The sequence below is a fragment of the Psychrobacter sp. SCQQ22 genome, from assembly GCF_015864605.1.
Classification (GTDB): Bacteria; Pseudomonadota; Gammaproteobacteria; order Pseudomonadales; family Moraxellaceae; genus Psychrobacter; species Psychrobacter fozii.
Window position 1 is genome coordinate 267,685 of the sequence record NZ_JADYWZ010000001.1, and the last position, 21,909, is coordinate 289,593.

Sequence of the window (21,909 nt, forward strand, 5' to 3'; positions counted from 1 at the left end):
AAGGTTATTCACCCTTAATGACTTCTACTTCAGCTTCGTCAGGGACGAATACATAGCCCACACCCCAAACAGTCTGGATGTAGCGTGCTTGAGAAGGGTTATCTTCGATCAAGCGACGTAAACGTGACACCTGTACATCGATAGAACGTTCCATCGCACCCCATTCACGACCACGCGCAAGGTTCATCAGTTTGTCACGGGTCAATGGCTCACGTGGATGCTGTACTAAAGCCTTTAATACCGAAAACTCACCTGTCGTTAAAGTAACAACGTTGCCGTCACGTTTGAGCGTACGAGTCGATAGGTCTAATGTCCACGGCCCAAATTCAACCACTTCAAGCTGATGGCTAGGTGCACCAGGTAGCTCGCGGTTTTGGCGACGCAATACAGCTTTGATACGGGCCAATAGCTCTTTTGGATTAAATGGCTTAGGCAGATAATCATCAGCACCCGCTTCGAGTCCTGCAATGCGATCTGCATCGCCACCTTTAGCAGTCAGCATAATGATAGGGATGTCGCCATTGTCTTCGCGCAGACGTTGGCAGATACTAATACCGTCTTCGCCTGGTAGCATCAAATCTAGTACGACTAAAGAAAACAGTTCGCGCTGCATTAACTTGTCCATCTGACTGCCATCATGAGCAGTACGAACGACAAAACCGTCGTCTTCCAGAAAGCGTTGTAACAACGAGCGCAGACGTGCATCGTCATCGACGACTAAAATACGCTGAGTCAAAGTATCGGGGCTGGTATTATCAGGCATACAGGCATCCTCTTATAAAAATTATTATTAGCAGAAAATATACATAACAACATGTGTAAAACACGTGTGAAAAATTATGAATAAAAACAGTATCATTATCTAATTACTGGTCAGAAGCAATATCTTCACATAATTGAAAACTATTGTTCAATGTATCAGAACATACCGATATTTTAGTTATTGATACTTTAGTGTATAAGATTGCACAACTAATTGCATCACTCATAAGGACAAATGCTGTATGCGTTTGTTTAACAAGGCGACAGAACCTATGATATTCGGCGATTTTTGATATAAAACACGCGATAAATAACGAAAAGATAAAAAGGATTTTTATTCATGCAGCTTTTGCTATAATGCAAAACTACATTTCTCAACGATTGATACGTATATGAGTAGCACTGATACCTTAACGCCATCTCAAACCTCGACAAATGCAAAGGTTTTGGATGCAACCACACACGCGAATATTCACGACAAGCTTGCTCGCGCGCTTGGCATTAAGACTGCTCAAGTCAATGCGTTTGTCAAACTTTACGATGAAGGCGCGACTGTTCCGTTTATTGCCCGTTACCGCAAAGAGAAGACTCAGGATCTTGATGATGCGCAATTACGAGCGTTAGAGAAGTCTCTCAATTACGAGCGTGACATGGCCACCCGTCGCCTAAAAATTACTGAGCTGCTCAGCACGCAAGGTAATTTAACTGACGAGCTACAGGCACGTATCGATAATGCGACGTCTAAACTTGAGCTAGAAGACATCTACCTACCATATCGTCCGCGTCGCCGTTCACCTGCTGCTAAAGCACGTGCTGCTGGTCTCGATGTTGCTGCCCAAGCGGTGCTAACACAAGAGATTACCCCAACAGAGGCACTAGCGGACTATCAAGTACAGTCTAGCATTACCGATGATAGTGGTAATGAGATTGACGTTGATTTCAGCGATATCGAAAAGCAATTGGCTGGTGTACAAGCCATCATCGTTGACGAATGGACGCAAGCACTAGATTTGCTAGACAACTTGCGCAGTGGTTTTGCCAAGACGGCCAGTATCGTGTCGAGCGTTGCTAGTGATGAAAAACGTGAAGTTGGTGAGAAATTCAAAGACTATTTTGAGCACAGTGAAAGCCTAGCTCGTCTACCAAATCATCGCCTATTAGCAATGCTACGTGGTCGTCAAGAAAACGTTTTGGGTCTGAAAATTGAAGGCGAAGACGCACCGTTTATCGAAAAAGCTATTAGCCATTTCAATGTTGATGCTACTGCACCAGCCGCTCGCCGTGAGTTCTTAACAGAAGCGGCTAGCAGCCTATGGAAAGACAAATGGCGTCCGCATATTGAACATCGTTTATTGACTGAAAAACGTCTGACTGCTGAAGCAGATGCGATTGATGTATTTGCAAATAACCTGCAGCACTTGTTAATGTCAGCACCTGCCGGCCGCAAAGTTATTTTAGGTGTCGATCCTGGCATTCGCCATGGTGTCAAAATGTCGATTGTCGATGCTCAAGGCCATGTCATGCTAGATAGCGAAGACAAGCCTGTTGTTTCAACCGTTTATCCGTTTGCCCCTGATAATAAAATGGGTGAAGCCAAAAAAGTCATCGATGAATTGTTAAGCACTTATAACGTCGATCTAGTGGCTATCGGGAATGGTACGGCAAGTCGCGAAACAGATGCGATGATTAAAGAGATTTTGGCAGCCAATGCTGAGCTAAAAGCCAAAGCTGTTATCGTCAATGAGTCAGGCGCATCAGTCTACTCAGCCAGTGAGCTGGCCAGTGATGAGCTTGGCAATATGGACGTCTCTGTACGTGGTGCAGTATCTATCGCTCGTCGCTTGCAAGATCCGTTGTCAGAGCTCGTTAAAGTTGATCCAAAAGCCATTGGTGTGGGTCAATATCAGCATGACGTCAATCAGACTCAGCTAGCAGATAGTTTAGACAAAGTAACTCAAGATAGCGTAAACGCAGTTGGTGTCGATGTGAACACTGCTAGCCCTGCTATTTTGGCGCACATCGCTGGTCTCAATCGCAATGTCGCTCAACAAATCGTCACCTATCGTAAAGAACACGGTGCATTCGACAGTCGTGAGTCATTGAAGAATGTCCCACGCTTGGGTGCTAAGACGTTTGAACAAGCAGCAGGCTTCTTGCGTATCCATGATGGTAGTAATCCACTTGACGCCACCGGTGTGCATCCAGAAAGTTATGCATTGGTCGATAGCTTACTTGCGCAAACGGGCAAAGCCTTGCCAGAAATCATCGGTAATGATGGCATACTAAATACTATCGATACCACTGCAATTGCTGCTAATGATGACAATATCAGCATAAAAGCAATCTTAGACGAACTGGCTAAACCAGCACGTGATCCACGTCCTGAGTTTAAGACGGCCAATTTCCGTGATGATGTAAATAGCATCAAAGATTTAGAAGAAGGCATGCAGCTTGAAGGTGTCGTGACTAACGTGACAGCTTTCGGTTGTTTCGTCGATGTCGGTGTTCATCAAGACGGTTTGGTTCATATTTCACAGATGGCCAATGATTTCGTCGCTGATCCCATGAACCGCGTCAAGCCAGGTGATATTGTGTCAGTACGTGTCATCTCTATTGATGAAAAGCGTGGTCGTATTGGTTTCAGCATGAAGCCTGAGTCTGAAAAACCAGCACGTTCAGCAGCAAAACCTACTGTTAAAGAAACTAGCTCTGATGAGAAAGTTAGTCGTCCACGTAGCAATCGCCCAAATAGCAGCCGTCCAGCTGCTGACAAGCGACCAAGCAAGCCACGTGGTGATCGTCAGGACAAAGGCAATGCTAGCAGTAATCGTAGCAAAGCGCCAAGAGCTGAGAAAACTGAAGCGCCTAGCAAGATGGGTACCCTCGGTGCACTGTTGCAAGAAGCGGGTGTAACCAAAACTAAGAAATAGCCTAATGGGCAATTAAGTTTTATAAGACAAAAAAAGGCAGCCATTAGGCTGCCTTTTTTTGTCTATCATTTATGTCATTCGCAAAAAATAAAGTATCTTAAGATTGGTTAGGTGAGTGGTCATTAATACTTCACCACTGCCCTTTATTTTTGGAAGCACAACATGAGATTACGGCTTTACGTAATTCGATATTGCTTAACTATCTGATGATAGGTTGTTGCATATCTGGTTGCTGCATATCTGGTTGTTGCATATCTGGTTGTTGCATATCTGGTTGTTGCATATCTGGTTGTTGCATATCTGGTTGTTGCATATCTGGTTGTTGCATATCTGGTTGTTGCATATCTGGTTGTTGCATATCTGGTTGTTGCATATCTGGTTGTTGCATATTTGGTTGCTGCATATTTGGTTGTTGCATATCTGGTTGCTGCATGTCTGGTTGCTGCATGTCTGGTTGCTGCATGTCTGGTTGCTGCATATTTGGTTGCTGCATATTTGGTTGCTGCATATTTGGTTGCTGCATATTTGGCTGTTGCATATTTGGCTGTTGCATGTCTGGCTGTTGCATATCTGGCTGTTGCATGTCTGGCTGTTGCATATCTTCTACTTGCGTAGCCATGCCTGCATTGCTATTGGTTCGCGCAATAGAAATCGTTTGAGTCTCACTGATTTGAAATGGGCTGGATTCAGCAGAAGCGATCTCACCCTCTGCACTTTCAACGTTAGCTTGCATCGCGCTATCAGCAGCTGCTTTTTGCATGTCTACTGGTTTCATATTTGCAGGTGCTGCCATTGCCAAACTTGGAAGAGTCAGCGCTGCACCAATAAGTAGCGATAGAGGTAAAGTACGTTTTTGCATGGATTAATTCCTTGAATTACAAATTTAATGTGCCAGTTCAAAGTAGTCTTATTAAAAACTCTTAAACTAACCAGTGTTCAATATTATTTCGTACAACTTGTTCCGTATAACATAGAGCTGTTTATAATTTTAAATATATATATTTAGTATAGTTAACAAATAATATATAGGTAAAATAAAATCATGATAACCGCTACGTTGGCTATCATGATTGAGTAAGATGATATTATTAACTGACTATTGACCAGTCATAAACTCTGTAGAGGAGAATACCAACTAAGCTCACATTAATTCAGTAGTACATAAATTAATAGTCTCACAGCTTGATGTTTTCATGTGACATCGTGCAATGACTGTATTTTTGTTGTTGTAATGGAGCATATATTGGTAGTTGCGATGTATTTTTCTCTTCCTTAAAATCGTTATGAAATCCCGATATTAAGAAACCGTACCTTGATATCAAGATACGGTTAGAAAAGTACTAAAAATCAAATTTCTTATTAGCTATCGTTATTCCAAGAGAGTTGTAAGACAAAGAGACTAGGTGAAATTGCTACAGCTACTAATTTGAGCAAACTTCATGCTATATCTCTTTTATATAGGGTTAACGACATTAATGGTCGACGACTTCGAAACTCAAGCCTGCATGCTCTTCTAAGCGTGTAAGTAACTGATCACCCATCGCAGATGCTGGTGTCCAAAAACCACCGCCAACAGTCTCTTTACTGACATCTTGTGCCAAACACAGTGCCGCTTGAGCCAGCATGCGCGAGGTGCTGCCGTAGCCAGGATCTTTATCACCTGTGACTTTGGTATTAATCGTGTCTTTCTTGGTGGTCTGTCCAAAGAGCCGAATATCAAAATAGCCGTTTTTCTGCTCTTCTTTAGAAGGGCCAGAACCTGATTTGGGCAATACGTGTTTGGATAATAATTCACGGCTCGGTGTAATCATCATAGCCGTGGCAAATCCAAACAAACCTGCGCTCAAGGCATAGCTTGATAGCTGACCCTGCAACCCATCTTTCATCCACATCGCTTCGTCATATTTAAAGCCACGACCATATTCATAGCCGAGCAGCTGATTGCTACGATGTACGATACGAGTATTGATACTTGCCATCACAAAAGGTGCAAGCCAGCGCTTATGCTCACTATCGTATTCTGGCTTGCTGACATTATCTTGGCGCACGTTTGGCGCATCTGTATCATCGTTGAGTAAATAAGGGTTTGCTACCTGCTTACGACGTGATTTGTCTTTTCCGACTTCTTCAAAAATAGTCGCCATAGAGGCAATGGTACCGCCCGACAGACCACCTTTTGCCGCTTTTACACGCATGTGAATCACATCGCACGCGTCACCGAACTTTTCTTCTGCTTTTATTTGCGTAAAGTACACACCCAAGTCTGATGGAATAGAGTCAAATCCGCATGAGTTGACGATGCGAGCACCACTTTGTTTTGCCGCATCTTGATATTTATCCATCATGTCTTTGATAAAGATGGCTTCACCAGTGAGGTCGACATAATCCGTACCATTAGTACTGCAAGATTTAATTAGCGGTTCACCATACTTAAGGTAGGGGCCAACGGTAGAGATGATGACTTGGGTTTGTTTGGTCATCTCATCGAGGCTCGCCGAATCATGACTGTTAGCAATAATGATATCTACTTTGCTTGTTAGCTCTGACTGTAGCTCATTCAGTTTTGCTTCGTCACGACCTGCTATGGCCCACGTGACATTAGCACCATTTGCGTCTTTGGCATTGGACAAAAACTCTGTTAGATAATGTGCCGTAATTTTTCCAACGAAGCTGGTTGCACCGTATAGAACAACCGCGTAAGGACGGTTTTTACTACTGCTTTGTAGTGTGTTGTTGGAGGTTTCCGTATTGGTATCCATATTTATTATCCTTAATAGGTTATTGAATGAGTCACTTTAAAATGAATGGTTTCTTGATGAATGACTTAGCACAACTAAGACTAAGCCAAATTATCTATACGAGTGAAATATTTATCTGACTACGGCTATCATAATTGGCATTTGTTTTTTTAAAAAAACTGTCTTTGAAGGTAATAATGATAAATAAAAGGTATTTGCTACTTACTGTTTATATCAGATTATATGGTGAAAATGATAGCCAATAAAAACCAACTCACTCTCTCTATACACAAGTCCTATAAAACTAGAGAAAAATGCCAGAAATCTAAGATTTGCTACAAAGATTACATAACTTGCCGATTTTATTACCAAAGTGAACGTTTTTTGAAGATGAATATTGCTAATCTAAGGTCGTAAGCAGTTATTACTAATACTAAAAATATCATTAATACTAAAAACAAAAAAGGAGACGTCAGATATAACAGGACGAATATGGATAATAGCTATTCATTATACTGGTCAGTACTTTCCAGCTTTAATTGATACTTATTTTATGAGTCTTATGTCTGATTTCTCAATAACTATTTAAGGAGAAGATTATGTTTCGTTGGGCTATTATTTTTGCTGTAATCGCATTGTTGGCAAGTTTCCTAGGTTTTGGCGGTGTCGCTGGACTGTCTGCTAATTTAGCATACATTTTCTTAGCTGTTGCTGTCATTTTATTCATCGTCGCATTCGTAAGCCGCAAGATGTAATAACTGATCATAGACTATTAAACAAAAATAAATCGTTAAATAAAAAAGTCCTCATATCATTATGAGGACTTTTTTATGGCTAATTTTTTTGAACTGTTTATTTAAATATCAAAGTATTCACATATCACTATAGGCGTTTGGGCTGAATAATATATTCCATACGTTTGGCTAGACGAATATCATGACTGGTGATGCCGCCTGTATCATCAGTGGTGAGTCGCACTTCCACCACGTTATAGGTATTACGCCACTCAGGATGATGCTCAAGTGCTTCAGCATAAAATGCTGCTTGATTCATGAAGCTCATAGCTTCAATAAAATCGCTAAAGTGATATGTTTTCACGATAGCATTACCATCACGCTGCCAGCCTGGCAACTCTTCTAGCTGCAAATCCACTTGTTTATCAGATAGACTACTCATATTAATAACCTTTATTGTTATGCTGACTTGGTTTATTAAAAATTATATTAGATAACATCTAATACAGTGCGACTAACGATACAGAATAAATGTAAAAATGCCTTATTCTATAAATTATTATAAGACATAAATCGCTCCTGTATTTGTCATCTTGCCATATATTTAAAGATAAATATACGAGCGCAGACAACAAATAAAAAAGAAGGTAAGGCTAAGTTCTTACTTAGAATATATTTGCTAGTATTGGATTACAGCAAGTCTTTATATTCTGGATGTTTATTGATGTATGACGATACAAATGAACATTGTGACACCACTTTCTTATCATTCTCACGTGCATAATTGAGTGCGTGTTTGACCAATGTTGATCCGACACCGCGTCCGCCTAAAGCTTGCGGTACGATAGTGTGGTCGTAGATCAGTTTGCCATCGCGCTCTTGATAGCTGATATAGCCAATATGACCGTCGATAGCGGTTTCAAATCGTTTGGCTTCTATGTCGTGGCTAATTTTCATAGGTTGTTCAGCAGTTTGATTACTCATAGCTACTCTCCATTATTATTAAGTGTCATTATTGTCAGTTATCGTTTGTGTCTATATTTCTACTTCTTATTATGCGTATTTTGTCATCTAATCTATAGCTCTTTACCGTAAGAGTAGATAGGCCAAATGTTAAGAGTCGTTGGAACGACTGACTATGTCTATGTTGGCGATGCCCTACAAATAAAACAATGCTTGGCGCATGACGGGGGGAAGGTATTTTCCTAACCCACGGATGACTGGAGCATCATCTTGCTCTTCTTTAGCAGCATGAGTCGATTCTGAGGCTTGCGACTGTAAATACGCCTGCCATTCCTCAGCGCTCGGTTTGCTAAAGTGACGTATACGACCGATGACCTGACGCAGCTGGCGACCAAAACGGCCAGTATTGTAGGGCAGGTTATACTTGCGGCATATGTCCTGTACTTGCGGTGATATGCGAGCGTAGTGGTTGGCTGGCATATCAGGAAAAATATGATGCTCAATCTGATGTGATAAATTGCCCGTTAAAATATGGAATAACTTGCTACCTTGAATGTTGCTCGAGCCGAGAACTTGGCGTATATACCAATCACCTTTACTTTCATTGGTATCAAGCTCAGTATAAATATGTGCTTGGTCTGTGAAATGCCCACAAAATATCACTGCCCATGTCCACAAATTGCGCGCCATGTTGGCAGTGATGTTACCGCTCAGGGTGGTCATCGCACTACGTCGACCTAACGCCAGCCCTGCTATCGTAGGAAATGCGATATGGTCTTTGCCGACCTGCCTTGCAATTTTGGCAAATAAACCACGAGATTTGGGTCGCATTATCTCTGTGAGCTGCGGCGAATCAGCATATTCATCAGCACTAATTTGAATATCATGAAAGGCGACTGCCCACTCAAACCCCAAGGCCAATACCATGGTACTGAACAGGTTATAACAGTCGCTTGGTGTCCAAGGCTGCTCGTCAGTCACGCGAATTAAATGATAGCCGACGTCATGGTCACGGCCAACGATATTGGTAAACGTGTGATGCAAGTAATTGTGCGAATGCTGCCATAGCGGTGCAGGACAAACGATGTCCCAATCAAATTTTTGACTGTTAAGATACGGATGCTGCATCCAGTCATATTGCCCGTGCATGACGTTATGCCCAAGCTCCATATTATTCAGAATTTTGCTGAAGCTCAATAGAGAAGTGCCGAGTAGCCAAGTAGTGACTATACCTCGTTTCGATGGCATACGCCCAGCCACTGCAAGTAAACTACGAGAGATAATTTCGCTATAGACCACAGTAGCATGTACACGTTGAATATAACGCGCATCATCGCTACCCAGTGAATCCATGACGCTTTGGTAGAGCGTGTTTAACTCATCGGCTAGCGCGTCACTTTGGTCTTTTGGTAATTGCGCACCCGTCAATGTTGGATATAGATTTTGTTTCGATTGTATATTCGTATCTGTCGAAAATGCAGATACGGCAGACTGTGCAGTAAACATAGGCGGTAATAAACGCATAGAAACTCCTTAACTAAGGCTATTAATATCGAATGTCATAGGGTTGGTTTCATCAGGTGTCTAGATTTTATTGGATAATTTGACTCATAGTTTCAATCATCTTATATATCTAACACCACATCTGTCATGGCAATATTGATGCAGGTTTGAATCGATTCATAGCCATCGCTACTTATTTTTCCCGTCTCAATATTTTTGACCACGCCGCTGGCTTTGTTACAGCGACACAGCTGACAGATACCTTGCCTACACCCATAACTGAGAGTTATACCTGCTTGCTCGGCACCGATGAGTAACGTGGTATTGGTATTAAATTGTCGCTGTCGACCGCGCAAATAGACCGTTTGCGTTGCTATATCATCTTTCTCGTTGTCTGTATTATGACTATTGCCATTGATAGCAAGCTCATGTGACAGACTGCCAAAACGCTCGAATATAAGATTGTCGTGCAACGAGCGTTTGTCTTTCAGTGAGTCCATATCTAATGATGTAATTGCTTGAACAGCATCATATAGTCCGGCTAATAATGCCTGCGATCCACAAACAAATATCTGCGTATCTACTAACGGCAAATTAAGTGCCAACAAGCTTTCCGCGCTTAGATGTCGCGTACCTGCCAAATAACTATCAGGGTCTTCTGTATTGATAAAGTGATAAGTAAAGTTTGGATAACTGTCTTTTAATTGCTTCCAGTGCTTCAAAAAAGGCGTCTCTGCCAGTGGCATGCGACTGTAATACAACAATGTGACCGTATGGCCTTGCGATAAGGCTTGTGTGATAAGACCTAGCATTGGAGTAATGCCGCTGCCTCCTGAAATAAACAGTAGTGATTGCGGTGCAGGTGGTAATTGGTTAGCACTTTGTGTACCAAGCTTTGCCTGTGCCAAGGTGAAGTCGCCACTGGGCAAACTACTATCGAATATGGTGCCCAGTGGTGCTTGCTGTGTTAGATAGTTGGAGACCAATCCTTGAGGTTTGATGGCAATGGTAATTATATTCGACTGTAACTGCTTATTCTCACTACTATCACTATTGTCGATATCCGATTGCAAATATAACGGTTGCTTAGGTAAACCGACCAATGAGTAATGACGCTGATGATGAACGCCGTCAATCACGACCGTTAAACCAATGTATTGACCACCATGCCAGCCATTCTGTCGATCAAATACTTGTCGTCTAAAAGCATGATTGCCTTCGAACTGAACCGCAGTCAAATCGTCATTGAGAGTCTGCCGTGCAATCAACCGTAATTTAGGACGGGTCAACGACCAAAATGGATGCAAGCGTGACCCAACAAAATCAACAAACGCACGTTGGATAATTTCAGGGCGGTAGCCAGTAGCCATAAACGCATTACCTCTTCCGATACTATTGAGCTGTCTTATTGAGTGTAACTCATTTGGTATAACATAAACTAAGTCAGGTTATCTTGTTAAGATAAGCTAATATTTTAAAGGTTATTGATTAAATTTTCATAAGGTTTGATGCTGTTTTTTGTGGTCTTTATAAAACAGTAATGAATCAAAATGTTAAGTGCGGCAGTTTGATGGTAGGTTTCGTTGTCGCTTTTCGACAGAAAGCAGGGCGCTCTTTGACAAAAACAGTAAAACAAACGCTAAAACAATCTGTTGGCTTGCAGGGTATGCGCCACAATGCGATAATGGCTTATAATTTGTAACCCTGATTTTGAGGTGCGGCACACTTGGCATCACTGCCAAGTATGATTTGCTAGCCTCTTCTATGCAGTCTATCGGAGTGTTAATGGCTCAATATATCTACACGATGAACAACGTGTCAAAACTTGTTCCACCTAAGCGTGAAATTCTAAAAAATATTAACCTATCGTTTTTCCCAGGTGCCAAGATTGGTGTATTGGGTATCAATGGTTCAGGTAAATCTACCTTGCTACGTATCATGGCAGGCGTCGACACTGAATTCAGCGGTGAAGCACGTGCACAAGCCGGTACCAAAGTCGGTTATTTGCCGCAGGAACCACAGCTTGATGACAGCAAAGACGTTCGTGGTAATGTCGAAGATGGCATGCGTGAAGCATTAGATGCGCTAGCACGTCTAGACGCCATCTATGCTGAATATGCTGAGCCTGATGCTGATTTTGACAAGCTTGCTGAAGAGCAGGGCAAGATGGAAGACATCATCCAATCGTGGGATGCGCACAACCTAAACAATCAGCTCGAAAAAGCAGCCGATGCGCTACGTCTGCCACCATGGGATGCGGACGTTAGTAAGCTATCTGGTGGTGAAAAACGCCGTGTGGCACTATGTCGTCTACTACTGTCACGTCCGGACATGCTATTACTTGACGAACCGACCAACCATTTGGACGCCGAGTCTGTTGCATGGCTAGAGCAGTTCTTGCAGAACTACAGCGGTACTATCGTTGCTATTACCCATGATAGATATTTCTTAGACAATGTCGCTCAATGGATCTTAGAGCTTGACCGTGGCCATGGCTATCCGTATGAAGGCAACTATACTGAGTGGCTAGAGCAAAAGAACACGCGTCTAGAGCAGCAAAATAAACAAGAAGAGTCATTTGCTAAAGCGCTGAAAAAAGAGCTTGAGTGGATTCGTAAAAACCAGAAAGGCCAACAAGCCAAGTCTAAATCTCGCGTACAGCGTTTTGAAGAGTTGAACTCAACAGAGTTCCAACAGCGTAACGAAACGGCTGAGATTTATATTCCGCCTGGTCCACGTCTAGGTAATAAAGTAATCGAGATAAACGATATTGCTAAATCGTTTGGTGATCGCTTGCTCTATGAAAACCTAAGCTTTAACGTGCCAGCTGGTGCCATTGTTGGTATCATCGGTCCAAATGGTGCGGGTAAAACCACGCTATTCAACATGATTACGGAACGTGATACGCCAGATACTGGTTCAGTTGATTTGGGCGAAAGTGTCAAAGTGGCTTATGTCGGTCAGGTACGTGATCACTTAGATGACGAAAAAACGGTTTGGGAAGAAGTATCTGACGGCCTTGACATTATTACGGTTGGTGAGTACACCACGCCAAGCCGTGCTTATATTGGCCGCTTTAACTTTAAAGGCTCAGATCAGCAAAAACGCGTTGGTCAGTTATCAGGTGGTGAACGTAACCGCTTACAATTGGCGAAGACGCTAAAGCAGGGCGCGAACGTACTACTACTCGATGAACCATCAAACGATTTGGATATCGAGACATTACGTGCGCTAGAGGATGCGATTCAAGTATTCCCAGGCACAGTAATGGTTGTATCGCATGATCGCTGGTTCCTTGATCGTATCGCTACCCACATCTTGGCATTCGAAGAAGAAGGTCCAGTTTGGTTCGACGGCAACTACTCTGAGTTTGAAACCTATCGTAAAAAGACCATGGGTGATGACGCTAGTCCTAAACGCGCCAAGTATAAGAAAATCACCAACTAATACGGCTGTTTAGACTATTCAAACGCAATAAAAAAGACCTCTAACTATTAGAGGTCTTTTTTATTGCTTAATTTTATTTGTTCAAGTAATTAGATAGTTAGTTCTATTCAAAGCCTAACGCTTACGCCCGAATTTACGCTGTTTTTTGTTGCTAATCTCAGTAATCGCATGGGTAATTTCAGCGTCATCTAAACTGGCGACCTGTTGCAAGATTTGCATCATGTCAGGTGTCAGCACATATTTAGCATGATGAGCGATGTCATTGATACGCTGATCAAACGTCAGCACACCTGTTTCACTGTCTTTTTGTAAATAATCGAGACGAGTCAAGGCACCGATAAAGCTGGTAAACAAGGCACGATCAAAAAAGTCAGGAATATCATCAGCATATAGCACAGATAATCGCTGACCAAGCAAATGACACAGATCAACGACTTCATTTTCAGTCAGATTACCTGAGCCTTGTTGAGCGAGTAGGGCAAGCGTCATGAAGTAACGTTCAAGGCTTTGCCCAACTGGCGTTGCGAGCACTTGTAACTGTTGATAGCACTTGCTATTTGACTCAGGCACACTGAGTATGCCATCGCCTAATTCAACGATTAGTCCGTGAGAGAGTAGGCTATCGACTTTTTTATTGAGGGTATCAGCCAAGCCATGCGCTGGATAATATAAGAATAGCTCGCTTTGCAGGAACGGATACAGCTGCTCAGCGATACTATCCAAACGACTGCGTTTGATACGGCCATTACGTGCGACTAACGCTGATAAGAAAGACAGCAGGATAAAAACATGCAAAATGTTATTGCGGAAGTAGCTGAGCAAGGCGTCTTGCTTACCTGCCACCTGAATGATATCACCCAAAATATGAGGGGTACGCTCGATAAGCTTGAGCTTAATACCATAATCAATGATTTGCTGCGGGGTCATATCCGTGATGACAGTATCATCTGAATAAGCAAGCTGCTTGGCCAAACCTTGATAAAGCTCAATTTGCTCTCGGCAGCTATTTTCATCCAGTGCTGCTTTAGGCGCTGACAATAACACCAGTGACAACAGCGATACGGGTGTGACAACAGCAGCTTTATTAATGTGCTGCATGATTTTTACACCGATGTTGTCGACCATCGCGCTGGCTTTGTCATCAAGTGGTGTGTCAGTACGGTCAGAAGGCAAGCTGTCTGCAGGTACATCAAACTTTTTCATAAATTCGGTGAGGTGTAGTGGTGTACCAAAGCTTAGATGTACGTTACCAAAGATACGCTCAATTTTGCGGCCTACTTTGAGCAGTCCAAGCAAAGACTCAGACTCTTTTGGTTTGCCTTTAAGTTCGCCAACATAAGTGCCGCCCTCCATAATACGCTCGTAGCCGATATAAGTCGGAATAAACACCACAGGCTTATTGGTTTTGCGCAGTTGACTGTGTACCGTCATCGCCAGCATACCCATTTTCGGTGGTAGCAGGCGACCTGAGCGAGAGCGACCACCCTCGATAAAGTATTCGATGGGTGTATTGCGTGTGATTAACGTGTGCATGTATTCGCGTAATACAGAGGTGTATAGGGCATTACCACGGAAACTACGACGGATAAAGAATGCCACGGCACCGCGTAGCATAGGGCCTAATACTGGCACATCAAGGTTATCACCCGCAGCGACATAAGGAATACTCAAACCACGTTTGTAGATGACATAAGATAGTAATAGGTAGTCAACGTGGCTACGATGGCACGGCACATAGATAATTTCGTAGTCGGTTGCTAGCTCTCGTACTCGTTCAAAATGGTGTACTTCTACGCCATCATACAACTGCGTCCACAACCACGTTAAGAAGCGGTCGAATACTCGAATGATAGGATAAGAGTAATCATTTACCATCTCGTTGGCATAGCCTTTTGCTAGGCTTCGTGCCTCACGGGTAGTCGTACCTTTTTCTGCAGCTTCTGCTTCTATCGCATGCTTGATAGCGGGCGAGTACACCAGTTTGTCTACCAAATTGCGTCTGTCTGACAAATCAGGGCCGAGCATGCTGGCACGTTGTTTGTCTAAATAAATCGAAAGCTGTTGCTGCAACATACGCACCAGTTCGCGATTGCTATCGGCAGTCGCTACCAACGCGTAACTTGGCGCATCGTCAGTATCTTCCTTTATAGAGGCTTCTTTGACAGAGCTATCTTGTATGTCAGTGGCTAGCGACTCAAAAATAGAAGGCCCTTCTACATCGCCTTTGAGGCTATTATCGATAAGGGTGCGCAAATCTTGTGGTGGATGAAACTGTACAAAGGTATCGCGTCCCATGACCCCAATATTAAATAACTGCTTAGTAATGCTTGGATCTTCCCAGTTATCAGTAGTTAGTAGCTTAAACAGTGAATCTTCTTTTTCTGGCGCACGTCCCCATAGGATAGAGACAGGGACCAAACGCACTTTTAGCTCTGGATACTGTAATACAGCCGATACTAAGCGTGACAAGCGCGGTGATAACTGACTGTCTTTGGCACCTGGATGATTTAAAAAGATAATAGCTGCATTTTCTTTAATATTATGCTCGGCATCGTGTACCCCGACCAATGCTGGCGGTAAATTGTGCTCTTGCGTCTGCAAATCGATCAAAATACTGTTGGAGCGGGAATAGTCTTGTAGAACATAAAATCTTAATGTCTGATCGTCAGCATCAAACTCAGGTAACTCACCTAACAGCTTGGGTTTGACAGCCACGTCGAGCATGTGACCCGATAGCTTGCGATATAGCTGATTGATCGGAGCACCCGAGTAGGACTTGGCGGCGATTGGATTGACGTCAGTACTAGAGCCGCTGTCAGTAGTGATGGGCGCTTTAAAAATCCGTTTTTTTAGGAACTTATTCTTTAAGAAACTGGGTATCATAATGGATATCAAAAGTAGTTAAATATATTGCGCTTATGATGCCATAAAAGCCATCAAAGCGATATATAGTGTCTGTATATACTACTAATATTCATACGGGCTGTTTACTATCTTGTGAGCTAGCTGCATACGGAATATGCTTAATTATTTGAAAAATAAGGTCTTTAGCATAATAATATTGTGGTATAAAATACGATAAATACTATTTCTCCTACTCAATAACTTCACTTAATGATATGAAAGTATTATGACTCCAGCAATCAATCTTGCCAAAAAACGTGGTCTTGACTACCAATTGCATGAATATACTCACGACAGTAATGCAGCCTCGTTTGGCTTAGAAGCTGCCGAAAAACTCGGTGTAGACGTCGCACAAGTTTTCAAAACCTTGATAGTAACGACGGAGGTGGGTACGCTCGCTGTTGCTATTTTGCCAGTAGACAAGACTTTAAACTTTAAAAAAATGGCCAAAGCTTTATCCTCTAATAAAATACTGCCTTGCAAAAAAGTACAAATGGCAGATCCAAAGCAAGTAGAGCGTAGTACAGGTTATGTGCTGGGCGGTGTCAGCCCACTAGGACAAAAGAAACGCTTAGCGACAATCATAGATAGCTCGGCTGAATCGCATACAATGATGTATGTGAGTGGTGGTCGCCGCGGTTTAGAGATTGAGCTGCCACCTCTGCAATTGGCTGCGACTTTGACAGCACTGTTTAGTAACATTACTGATGATTAAAAAGCATTGTCGCTGATATCAAATAAGTTTATCCTTTTGAATGTTCAACAGACCCTAACCATTTAAGTCCTACCTTCACTTATATTTTATAAGGATATATTCATGCCACATTTAACCCTGCAAGTGACCCCTAATGTCAGTGTTCCTCACGAAGAATCATTGCTTAAGTCTTTGAATAAAGCGCTATGGGATACTGGACATTTTGGTAAACCAACGGATATCAAAGCCCGCATCGTACCTCTTGAGACTTTTTTGGTAGGTGTTGAGGATGATGAACAAGCAAATGGCATGGTTTATGCGAATCTGAAAATGATGGCTGGTCGTGATATTGCGACTCGAAATCAACTTGCTGAGCTATTGATGACAACGATAGAAGAGCAGCTACGCGCAGAGCAGTCAGGGCGAGCAGCACTGCAAGTGTGCGTGGAAGTGGAAGAGCTTAGTGCCGTATATCACAAAAAAATGCTAGGTAGTTAGGAATTGGCTATTGATTAGTTTTTTAGTACGAGAATGCTGACTTCCATTAGCCATAAAAAAGCGCCTATATTTAGGCGCTTTTTTGTGAGTCATCTATTAACTTTGTAATCTTAGTCTTAATTTTAATCTAGGAAAGCAAAGCTTTCGATTGGCATTGCCATCATGCTTTCGCTTGGTGCAACCATACCTTCGGCGTGACCTGAGGTACGTGGTAATAGCTTATCAAAGTAGAATTCTGCCGTTTGGATTTTGGCTTTATAGAATTCTGGGGCTTCTACGCCGCCATTTTTGAGTTTGTCATGAGCCACTGCTGCCATACGTGCCCAGTGGTAGCCCATCATTACATAGCCTGAGTACATTAAGAAATCGTCCGATGCTGCAGAGATAATTTCGCGGTCTTTACGTGCCATTAGCATTAAGCGTACAGTCAAAGTATTCCATTCAGCACATAGCTTGGTTAGTGCCCAAACAAATTTTCGCATATCTTTGTCTAGCGCATATTCACCACACCATTTCATGATGCTTGAAGTATAGTCGCGAATAATTTTACCTTTTGACTGCAAAATCACTTTACGGCCTAATAAATCTAACGCCTGAATACCAGTTGTGCCTTCATACATAGTGGCAATACGAGCATCACGAGCAATCAGCTCCATACCCCATTCTTTAATATAGCCGTGACCACCGTAAATTTGCTGACCATGTTTGGCTGCTTCAATGCCAAGCTCGGTTAAAAAGCCTTTTAGAATTGGCGTGTAGAAGCCAAGCTTGTCATCCCATTTTTCGAACTCTTCGTCATCACCATTAATGATGCCTTGCGCCATCTTGTCCGCATAGCGTGCTGAATGATAAATCATTGAGCGGCCACCTTCGGCAAAGGCTTTTTGAGTCAATAGCATGCGGCGTACATCAGCATGATTGATGATGGCATCAGCCACTTTTTCAGGCTCTTTAGTGCCTGATAGCGCACGCATAGAACGGCGATCTATGGCATAAGGTAGGGCGTTTTGGAATGACAATTCAGTATGTGCTAAACCTTGGATACCAGTACCGATACGTGCCGTGTTCATAAAGGTGAACATAGCTTTTAGGCCTTTGTTCGGCTCACCAATCAGGTAACCGACCGCATCATCAAAGTTTAGGACACACGTTGCTGATGAGTTGATACCCATTTTGTGTTCAATAGAACCACAAGTGACACCATTACGTTCACCAATCTCGCCTTCTGCATTTGGCAAGAATTTTGGTACGATAAATAGTGAGATACCGCGAGTACCTTCTGGTGCATTTGGTAGGCGCGCTAGTACAATATGCACAATGTTTTCTGTTAAATCATGCTCACCGCTTGAGATGAAGATTTTGGTGCCGCCAAGCTTATAAGTGCCGTCTTCTTGCGGAATAGCTTTAGACTTAACCTGACCCAAATCGGTACCACATTGTGGCTCAGTCAAGCACATGGTGCCCGCCCAAGAGCCTTCAACCAATTTATGCAAGTAGGTTTCTTTTTGCTCATCAGTACCGTACTGCAATATGGTGTTGATACAACCTGTTGATAGACCAGGGTACATTGCCCATGGCCAGTTAGCCGTACCAATCATTTCAGCTTTAATTAGGTTTAACGAGGTCGGTAAATTCATACCACCGTATTCTTCTGGGTAAGAAATACCTTGCCAACCGCCTTCTACAAACTGGTCATAGGCATTTTTAAAACCTTTAGGCGTAGTTACCACGCCATTATCAAAATGACAACCTTCTGCATCAGCCGATTGATAAAGAGGGGCAAGCACGTTTTCGGCAAAGTCAGCCATGCCTTGTAAAATCATATCGATTGTTTCAGGGTCAGCATTTTCGCCATTGTCCAAATCTTTATAATGCGTTTGAAAGTCAAAAACATCATTTATCAAAAACTTGATATCACGTAAAGGCGCTTTGTAAGTTAACATAGTTGCTCTCTTTAATTTGTTGATGTCGATTTATAGGTGAGATATGCGTTAAATATAAGTGTGTTCAGAAATGGGTTGGTTAAGGCAGTTTCTTTGATGCTGTTATTAGCCGATATGTTCTATTCATTAATGGGCAGTGGTGTATAATTTTTCTTATTATAAATCTTCTTTAGCAATAAATATATGTTTCATAACTAATATTCATGAATATTATGTTTTTTAATAAAAATTAGTTATAAATAAAAAGGTTTCTTGAGGGCCAATCAAGTATTTCCAACACATTTATACATTTAGCATTCTGTTAGATGTTCAGAATTACCAACACTCAAATTTATCAGTACTCAGATTTATCAGCACTAAGAATATAATCACATACTTATTAACCGCCATTGTGTTAATAACGTTACGTTATTTCGTAAGGACAGAGTTTTATGGTTGCCTCCAAACCGATGTCGTCGCTCAGGCGATGGGTCGCTATTTTTAAAATTTTTATTACGAAATTTATCAATAGTGAGCTCACACATTTAACGACAGTCAATAAAAGCCGTCGGCCGTGGCATATTCCACTTTTTTCTGCGACCACCATCAGCTTTCCTGTTTTTGTCAGCGCTTATTTTGATGCGTTATCCGCAGGTATCATCAGCTCGTTAGGCGCAATGGTAATTCTGAATTTACCCTTAGTCGGTAAGCTGCCATATCGCTTGGTCACTGTGATGGCTTGGGGCTTTGGTATGTCGCTATGCTTTGCGCTCGGTCTGATGGCGCAGCAGATTCCTATTTTGATATTTCCCATCTTTGTACTGATATCTTTGAGTGTGGTTCTGTTTGGCCGCTATTATCAGCAGCCACCACCGGGTGGGCTATTTATTATGATGGCAGGCGCTATCGCGTTATTTATGCCTATCACGCTTGCCCAGCTACCACATACCATTGGTCTTATCATGCTGGGTAGTGCGTTTGCAGTACTGATGGCACTGCCATACTCTTTGTTTTTATTACTGACACGTGAGTGTAAACCTGCGCCAATCTATACTTATCAGGCAGATACCATTAGTGAAAGTGTGATTGTAGCAGGGTTTGTGACGTTGTCTTTGGTCATTGCGGTGATGCTGAATATGTCTCACCCTTATTGGGCGGCAGTTAGCTGTTTCATTATTATTCAAGGGATACATCTGCGGACGATATGGATTAAGCAAGTACATCGTTTGCTTGGGACCTTGGTGGGTGCAGGGCTAGCCAGTTGGATGATGTCGTGGGGGTTGTCGGTATGGGGCGTTGCTGCTTCCGTGTTGATGATGATTTTGTGTATTGAATCGTTGGTTGACCGTCATTATGGTTTAGCCGTGATATTTATCACACCGTTGACCATATTTATTGCCGAATATGGCAGTGGTGTACCGCTAGTGGAGCAGGCGTATAAACATGTAACCTACGTACGTCTGGTGGATACCGCTATCGGCTGTATGGTGGCTCTGGCTGGCGGCGTGGTGATGCACTCTACCAATTTACGTGTGCCATTACGGCGTATGGAAAACTGGCTACTGGCACGTTTTGGATAAGAGCTAGATAATAACTGAATAAGAAAAAGACGTATAAATTGAATTTATACGCCTTTTTTATTGGTAGAGCCTGTGTCTCTTATCTTAACGACCACTTAAGATCTTTGTGGCTTGCGTTACATCAACGATATGACCCGTCCAACGCTCAAAGCTTAAGGCCGCTTGTCCAATCAACATGCCATAACCCTCTGATATCTGTGCGTCACGTGCCGAAAAATGCTGTAAGAATGGTAGCGTGCGACCATACATCATGTCGTAAGCATATTGGCAGTTTAAGTCATTATCCAGTGGCAAGGTATCGCCTGACAGACCGATAGAAGTGGCATTAATAATGATATCAAACTGTCCGGTCAATTCACTGGTCGCACAAGTCTCAATACTGTGTTTACCGATAGTCTCACTCGCGGTACTCAGCTCATCTACTAAATTGGTCGCCTTGCTCAGTGTACGATTAGCAACGGTTAGCGCCCCGATACCAGATTGAATCAATGGCAATACCACGCCTCGCGCCGCACCGCCTGCACCAATGAGTGCCACACGCGCACCTTCTAATGGCCAGCCTAAGCTCGTGATATGATTGACCAGACCTTGACCATCAGTATTGTCACCATAGAGTGCATCAGCGATTGGTGCACCACTCTCTAATAGTGCTGTATTTAGCAGTAGCGTATTGACTGCGCCTGCGACTTTGGCATGTTCTGATAGACCACCACGCGTCACGCAGCAGTCATAAGCGATCTGCTTAAAGGGAACCGTTACGTTTGCACCAACGCCGCCACCATGAAAAAATGCTTCGACCACTGCGGTAAAACTGGCAGCATCGTCAGGGCAGTACTGGCGCTGATAGCTGATATCAATAGCTGCTTGCTCTGCAAATAGCGTATGGATTTCAGGGGATTTACTGTGGGCAATAGGATTGCCAATAACGATAAAATGCTGAGTCATATATGGTCCGCGGGCTATAAAAGGCAAAAAAGCGTTAATAAAAAAATCATTGAAGCGCTATTATCATAAGGGATAACGTGATGTTTGACAAACCAATGCTTTCGTGAATAAATGCTTGAATAGATAGCATTTTTTTAAGCGTTAGGTATTTAACAAATATGTACTCTCTAGGAGTGTTATCCGTAACGTAAAGGGTGGTCAAGTATCAAGCAGTTGGGTAAACTATATGACACGCCCTATGTAGTCATTCCACTATAAAAGTATGACAGCGTTAACCTCGCTTGACGTA

At 42.6% G+C, this 21,909-nt stretch carries 16 protein-coding genes; 6 read left to right on the top strand and 10 right to left on the bottom strand.

Annotated features, from left to right (window positions below; translation table 11 throughout):
- Window positions 1-4: 4 nt before the first annotated feature.
- A complete protein-coding gene (gene ompR, locus I6E84_RS01155; protein ID WP_197215590.1) occupies window positions 5-763 on the bottom strand; it encodes a two-component system response regulator OmpR in 759 nt (252 codons plus the stop codon).
- Window positions 764-1,154: 391 nt separating this feature from the next.
- Here ompR and I6E84_RS01160 point away from each other — a divergent pair, with 391 nt between their 5' ends.
- Window positions 1,155-3,692, top strand: a complete 2,538-nt coding sequence (locus tag I6E84_RS01160) for a Tex family protein (RefSeq protein ID WP_197215592.1) — start codon at window positions 1,155-1,157, stop codon at window positions 3,690-3,692.
- A 199-nt stretch (window positions 3,693-3,891) separates the two neighbouring features.
- Here I6E84_RS01160 and I6E84_RS01165 read toward each other — a convergent pair whose 3' ends face one another.
- Both I6E84_RS01165 and I6E84_RS01170 read right to left on the bottom strand, forming a co-directional pair.
- Window positions 3,892-4,551, bottom strand: coding sequence for a hypothetical protein (locus I6E84_RS01165; protein WP_197215594.1), 660 nt, complete (start codon window positions 4,549-4,551; stop codon window positions 3,892-3,894).
- 613 nt (window positions 4,552-5,164) lie between these two features.
- Window positions 5,165-6,451: a saccharopine dehydrogenase family protein gene (locus I6E84_RS01170; protein ID WP_197215595.1), complete on the bottom strand. Its 1,287-nt coding sequence runs from the start codon at window positions 6,449-6,451 to the stop codon at window positions 5,165-5,167.
- Between the two features lie 578 nt (window positions 6,452-7,029).
- Between I6E84_RS01170 and I6E84_RS01175 the strand changes: the two genes are divergently transcribed.
- The gene (locus I6E84_RS01175) at window positions 7,030-7,185 is read left to right on the top strand and encodes a DUF1328 domain-containing protein (RefSeq protein WP_082624527.1); all 156 of its coding nucleotides are present in this window, start codon (window positions 7,030-7,032) and stop codon (window positions 7,183-7,185) included.
- Window positions 7,186-7,312: 127 nt separating this feature from the next.
- Here I6E84_RS01175 and I6E84_RS01180 read toward each other — a convergent pair whose 3' ends face one another.
- The 4 genes from I6E84_RS01180 to I6E84_RS01195 all read right to left on the bottom strand — a co-directional run bounded on the left by I6E84_RS01180 (window position 7,313) and on the right by I6E84_RS01195 (window position 11,000).
- Window positions 7,313-7,606 carry a 4a-hydroxytetrahydrobiopterin dehydratase gene (locus I6E84_RS01180; protein WP_197215596.1) on the bottom strand — a complete coding sequence of 98 codons (294 nt, stop codon included), beginning with the start codon at window positions 7,604-7,606 and terminating at the stop codon, window positions 7,313-7,315.
- A gap of 248 nt (window positions 7,607-7,854) precedes the next feature.
- A complete protein-coding gene (locus I6E84_RS01185; protein ID WP_197215597.1) occupies window positions 7,855-8,148 on the bottom strand; it encodes a GNAT family N-acetyltransferase in 294 nt (97 codons plus the stop codon).
- 174 nt (window positions 8,149-8,322) lie between these two features.
- On the bottom strand, window positions 8,323-9,651 hold the full coding sequence (locus I6E84_RS01190) for a fatty acid desaturase family protein (RefSeq protein WP_197215598.1): 1,329 nt from the start codon (window positions 9,649-9,651) through the stop codon (window positions 8,323-8,325).
- Between the two features lie 101 nt (window positions 9,652-9,752).
- Window positions 9,753-11,000 carry a flavin reductase family protein gene (locus tag I6E84_RS01195; RefSeq protein ID WP_197215599.1) on the bottom strand — a complete coding sequence of 416 codons (1,248 nt, stop codon included), beginning with the start codon at window positions 10,998-11,000 and terminating at the stop codon, window positions 9,753-9,755.
- Between the two features lie 415 nt (window positions 11,001-11,415).
- Between I6E84_RS01195 and ettA the strand changes: the two genes are divergently transcribed.
- Complete coding sequence (ettA, locus tag I6E84_RS01200) at window positions 11,416-13,077, top strand: energy-dependent translational throttle protein EttA (RefSeq protein WP_197215600.1); 1,662 nt, start codon at window positions 11,416-11,418, stop codon at window positions 13,075-13,077.
- 114 nt (window positions 13,078-13,191) lie between these two features.
- Here ettA and plsB read toward each other — a convergent pair whose 3' ends face one another.
- Window positions 13,192-15,801, bottom strand: coding sequence for a glycerol-3-phosphate 1-O-acyltransferase PlsB (plsB, locus tag I6E84_RS01205; protein ID WP_413786928.1), 2,610 nt, complete (start codon window positions 15,799-15,801; stop codon window positions 13,192-13,194).
- Between the two features lie 406 nt (window positions 15,802-16,207).
- Between plsB and ybaK the strand changes: the two genes are divergently transcribed.
- The gene (gene ybaK, locus I6E84_RS01210) at window positions 16,208-16,696 is read left to right on the top strand and encodes a Cys-tRNA(Pro) deacylase (protein WP_197215603.1); all 489 of its coding nucleotides are present in this window, start codon (window positions 16,208-16,210) and stop codon (window positions 16,694-16,696) included.
- 102 nt (window positions 16,697-16,798) lie between these two features.
- On the top strand, window positions 16,799-17,173 hold the full coding sequence (locus tag I6E84_RS01215) for a 5-carboxymethyl-2-hydroxymuconate Delta-isomerase (protein WP_197215604.1): 375 nt from the start codon (window positions 16,799-16,801) through the stop codon (window positions 17,171-17,173).
- A gap of 122 nt (window positions 17,174-17,295) precedes the next feature.
- Here the strand turns inward: I6E84_RS01215 and I6E84_RS01220 are convergent, their stop codons facing one another.
- Window positions 17,296-19,116: an acyl-CoA dehydrogenase C-terminal domain-containing protein gene (locus tag I6E84_RS01220; protein WP_197215605.1), complete on the bottom strand. Its 1,821-nt coding sequence runs from the start codon at window positions 19,114-19,116 to the stop codon at window positions 17,296-17,298.
- A gap of 431 nt (window positions 19,117-19,547) precedes the next feature.
- On the opposite strand from I6E84_RS01220, the gene I6E84_RS01225 reads away from it, so the two are divergent.
- Entirely contained in the window at window positions 19,548-20,675 is a 1,128-nt protein-coding gene (locus I6E84_RS01225) for an FUSC family protein (protein ID WP_197215606.1), read from the top strand.
- A gap of 84 nt (window positions 20,676-20,759) precedes the next feature.
- Here the strand turns inward: I6E84_RS01225 and aroE are convergent, their stop codons facing one another.
- Window positions 20,760-21,620, bottom strand: a complete 861-nt coding sequence (gene aroE, locus I6E84_RS01230; protein WP_197215607.1) for a shikimate dehydrogenase — start codon at window positions 21,618-21,620, stop codon at window positions 20,760-20,762.
- Between the last annotated feature and the right edge of the window lie 289 nt (window positions 21,621-21,909).

Coding starts and splice junctions, on each gene's coding strand:
- I6E84_RS01160 (WP_197215592.1), top strand. CDS start 1,155: ATGAGTAGCACTGATACCTTAACGCCATCTCAAACCTCGACAAATGCA.
- I6E84_RS01175 (WP_082624527.1), top strand. CDS start 7,030: ATGTTTCGTTGGGCTATTATTTTTGCTGTAATCGCATTGTTGGCAAGT.
- plsB (WP_413786928.1), bottom strand. CDS start 15,801: ATGCTCGACGTGGCTGTCAAACCCAAGCTGTTAGGTGAGTTACCTGAG.
- I6E84_RS01215 (WP_197215604.1), top strand. CDS start 16,799: ATGCCACATTTAACCCTGCAAGTGACCCCTAATGTCAGTGTTCCTCAC.
- I6E84_RS01220 (WP_197215605.1), bottom strand. CDS start 19,116: ATGTTAACTTACAAAGCGCCTTTACGTGATATCAAGTTTTTGATAAAT.
- I6E84_RS01165 (WP_197215594.1), bottom strand. CDS start 4,551: ATGCAAAAACGTACTTTACCTCTATCGCTACTTATTGGTGCAGCGCTG.
- ettA (WP_197215600.1), top strand. CDS start 11,416: ATGGCTCAATATATCTACACGATGAACAACGTGTCAAAACTTGTTCCA.
- I6E84_RS01190 (WP_197215598.1), bottom strand. CDS start 9,651: ATGCGTTTATTACCGCCTATGTTTACTGCACAGTCTGCCGTATCTGCA.
- ompR (WP_197215590.1), bottom strand. CDS start 763: ATGCCTGATAATACCAGCCCCGATACTTTGACTCAGCGTATTTTAGTC.
- I6E84_RS01185 (WP_197215597.1), bottom strand. CDS start 8,148: ATGAGTAATCAAACTGCTGAACAACCTATGAAAATTAGCCACGACATA.
- aroE (WP_197215607.1), bottom strand. CDS start 21,620: ATGACTCAGCATTTTATCGTTATTGGCAATCCTATTGCCCACAGTAAA.
- I6E84_RS01170 (WP_197215595.1), bottom strand. CDS start 6,451: ATGGATACCAATACGGAAACCTCCAACAACACACTACAAAGCAGTAGT.
- I6E84_RS01180 (WP_197215596.1), bottom strand. CDS start 7,606: ATGAGTAGTCTATCTGATAAACAAGTGGATTTGCAGCTAGAAGAGTTG.
- ybaK (WP_197215603.1), top strand. CDS start 16,208: ATGACTCCAGCAATCAATCTTGCCAAAAAACGTGGTCTTGACTACCAA.
- I6E84_RS01225 (WP_197215606.1), top strand. CDS start 19,548: ATGGTTGCCTCCAAACCGATGTCGTCGCTCAGGCGATGGGTCGCTATT.
- I6E84_RS01195 (WP_197215599.1), bottom strand. CDS start 11,000: ATGGCTACTGGCTACCGCCCTGAAATTATCCAACGTGCGTTTGTTGAT.